5 protein-coding genes are annotated in these 3236 nt (G+C 35.1%); all 5 read left to right on the forward strand.

Annotation, left to right across the window (positions count from 1 at the left end; genetic code table 11):
* Positions 1-67: 67 nt before the first annotated feature.
* On the forward strand, positions 68-850 hold the full coding sequence (locus HN459_04880) for a T9SS type A sorting domain-containing protein (GenBank protein ID MBT3478779.1): 783 nt from the start codon (positions 68-70) through the stop codon (positions 848-850).
* A gap of 112 nt (positions 851-962) precedes the next feature.
* Positions 963-1322 (forward strand): cupin domain-containing protein, encoded by a 360-nt coding sequence (locus HN459_04885; protein MBT3478780.1) that lies wholly within the window; start codon positions 963-965, stop codon positions 1320-1322.
* A gap of 115 nt (positions 1323-1437) precedes the next feature.
* Entirely contained in the window at positions 1438-1881 is a 444-nt protein-coding gene (locus tag HN459_04890; protein MBT3478781.1) for a hypothetical protein, read from the forward strand.
* Positions 1882-2006: 125 nt separating this feature from the next.
* Complete coding sequence (locus HN459_04895; protein MBT3478782.1) at positions 2007-2963, forward strand: SH3 domain-containing protein; 957 nt, start codon at positions 2007-2009, stop codon at positions 2961-2963.
* A gap of 48 nt (positions 2964-3011) precedes the next feature.
* The coding region (locus HN459_04900; GenBank protein MBT3478783.1) for a hypothetical protein at positions 3012-3236 on the forward strand (225 nt) is incomplete at its 3' end.

Below are 3236 nucleotides of genomic sequence, written 5' to 3' on the forward strand. Positions count from 1 at the left end.
ACCATTTATAAACATTTTACCTCAATTGTCAGATGATCAGGTAACAGCTTCTATTAGCGAAGATACATTGAGAATTAATTTTCCAGATGATTGGAATGGTGATTTAGCTGTGGATATTATTGCGGACTGGATTGGTTTCCCTATCCCATCAGATACAACAAGCTTCTCATTGTCTGTAGCACCAACACAGGATGCCCCCACTGCCTTTGAATGGGTAAGTAGCGCTATAGATACTATTAATATTACCAAAGACAATACTGAAATTACTTATGACCTTCAATGGGGTGAAAGTACAGATGCGGATGGTGACACAATCGATTATCTGTTATATGCTCAAATAGGGGTTTATCCAGCAGAAGAAGTATATGATACAACCAGTACTTCAGTTCAGATCACCTATGAGGAATTTTTGGAGAATGTATTTGAACCCTTTCCTATGTTATCGGGAGTAACGGTCAAGTTTAGCGTAATTGCTACAGATGGGATTGATACAGTGAAAGTAACGGGTGATGATAGAGTGGTATATGTGAATCGCTATGAATATCTCTCAACAGAAATGGAAGGTATACCAACTGAATTTGCATTGCATGAAAACTATCCAAATCCATTCAATCCAACTACAACCCTGCGCTTTGACTTACCTGAGGTAAGTAGCATAAACCTGACCATTTATAATATGCTGGGGCAAAGAGTCAGAACATTCAATATGAACGATACACCTGCAGGTTACCATTCAATCAAGTGGAATGCTACTAATGACTATGGTGACCCTGTAGGTGCAGGGGTATATCTATATCAACTTCAGACGAAAGACTTTGTTAAGACCCGAAAGATGGTCTTATTGAAGTAGTATGAACGCTACACTGTAGACAAGGAAGCCTCCTCACGGGGGCTTTTTTGTTTGTGGGTATGATTAAATATTTGTAATATTTTTGACTGAAAATATTAAAAAAGGATATCAAATGGCAGGATTAATAGTAAAACAATTTGCTACACCAGACGAATCACGTACTCCACCTAAAACAAAGGTCGATGTCGTTAGTTTAGGTACTGTAACATTAATGCGTGCAACATTACAACCAGGTTGGGTATGGTCTGAGTGTGTAGGGCCATTTACTGGAGAAACTAGTTGCCAATCACATCATGTAGGTTGTGTTGTATCTGGTAAAATGGTAGTTAAAATGGATGATGGTACTGAAATGGAAATTAAGGCTGGTGATGCTTATGTTATTGACCCAGGACATGATGGTTGGGTAGTTGGAGATGAACCTTTTGTTGGGTATGAATTTGATAGTTCAACAGCGGAAACATATGCAAAGTAATCTTTTCTAAGTATTTAATTTATAAGTTATTTATAAATAGCCTCACCTAGCGTGGGGCTATTTTGTTTATAAAAGAGACACCCACATTGCTGGGTAATTCTATGTAATTTCCAGTATGAAACGCCTCTGGGTCATATTATTTGTACTGCCTCTCTTTGCTCAAGATATTAATAAACATAATATCTCAGCTGGGATGCTTGATGATAAAACAGGATTTAGTCTTATTGGCTATACCTATAATATTAGACAGACAGAAATGGATGAGTTCTTTATAGGCGCTGGGACTATGATAATGGCATTTACAGGCTCTGCAGGATGGAAACATTATTATAAAAAATCGAAGCTTTCTTTTTATTCTGTATTGTCAGGACAAGGGGTTATGCATTTGGGATTTTCTGGTTTTATGCCAACTGCTTCGTTTGCATTAGAATATAATTTATCAAAGAGGACTCAAGTAAAAATTGGTGGCATGGGATTGATGCTACTGGGTGGTACTTCGGGTGAAGATGGTGGTGACACTGGTGTTTTGCCTTTTGTTGGTTTGAATTTTCGGTTCTAAATCTAAATGAAACGCCTCTGGGTCAAATAGCCTTCTCACGGGGGCTTTTTTGTTTGTAAAAGAGACACCCACATTGCTGAGTGATTATATGTAATTTTGCTATAATGTTTAATTGGAGTATCATAATGAAAAAGCTAATTCTTTTTTTACTGTTTGTGCCGTTAGTTTCTTTTGGGCAATCATCATACTCATCATATTATGAAAATGGTAAAATAAAAGTAACAGGCGAATCTTTTGAGGAAATTATAGGATCTAAAGTTTCTGCAAAAAGTGGTCTAAACGTTCGAGAAAGCCCTGATTTAAAATCAAAAACAATAGGCAAACTCCCCTATGGAATATCAGTTACGGTAGAATCTAAAACAGGTATAAAATTAACTGTAATTGATACTGATAGAGTAACAGGAATTAAAAGTGAAATTAAAGGCGAGTGGGTAGAAGTTACTGGCATCATAGTTGCGGAATATGACAATAAAAACATCAAACACAATTCTGCTAATCCAAAACTTCTTTACAAAACGGATCTATATTGGTATGATCTTGAAGGATTATATCCCTTACCTAAAACATTTTATCAAAACCCACTAATTAGATTAAAAGTTAGAGGATATGTTTTTGATGGTTTCTTAGAAAAATACTCACGATCCATTCGAAAAGGTGTGTGGACTTATTACTCTGAATCAGGGGATATAACAAAAGATGAATTTTATGTTGTTGTTGAATTTGATAATCCTGTTGATGCCAAGGATGAAATGATGATGATAACTCCTGAAGAAATTGATTTATTGTCAATGGAAAGTGTAATAAGATTGAACGGTCAAATTAAAACAATTGAATATGATGTTGATGGAAATATAACTGAAATTCTAGAACAGAAAATAGAACTTGATGACGCTTTATGGGGGCCTGACAAGATATCAAATACTTTTCATAAAAATGGCAAAATCAAGTGTGTCAATGAATCAAGCGGTGGGGGTGCAATTAGTTATTGCTTAGATGAAAATGGAAAACCATTAGGTTTAAATAATTATGGAACTGGGGATCAGCGCTTTATTTTATCTAAAGATATTAGAAAAGTAAAATAATTAACAAACCTCAATGAAACGCCTCTGGGTCAAATAAAGGAGAATAAAATGAAACGAATAATTATACTATCAATAACCTATCTATTATGTGGTTGTAGCTCTTATCAAGAAATAACGGAACAGGATGTCAAAGATACAATTTTAGGGATGTTTGATTCTTTTTCTGTTGAAAGCAGTGACAAAAATAATTTCTATAATTATGTAACAGATGATTATGTATTATATGAAATGGGGAAGAAATTCAATGCTTCAGAGTTTCTCGATTTTGCAAGC

The organism is Candidatus Neomarinimicrobiota bacterium, assembly GCA_018647265.1.
GTDB lineage: Bacteria > Fidelibacterota > Marinisomatia > Marinisomatales > TCS55 > TCS55.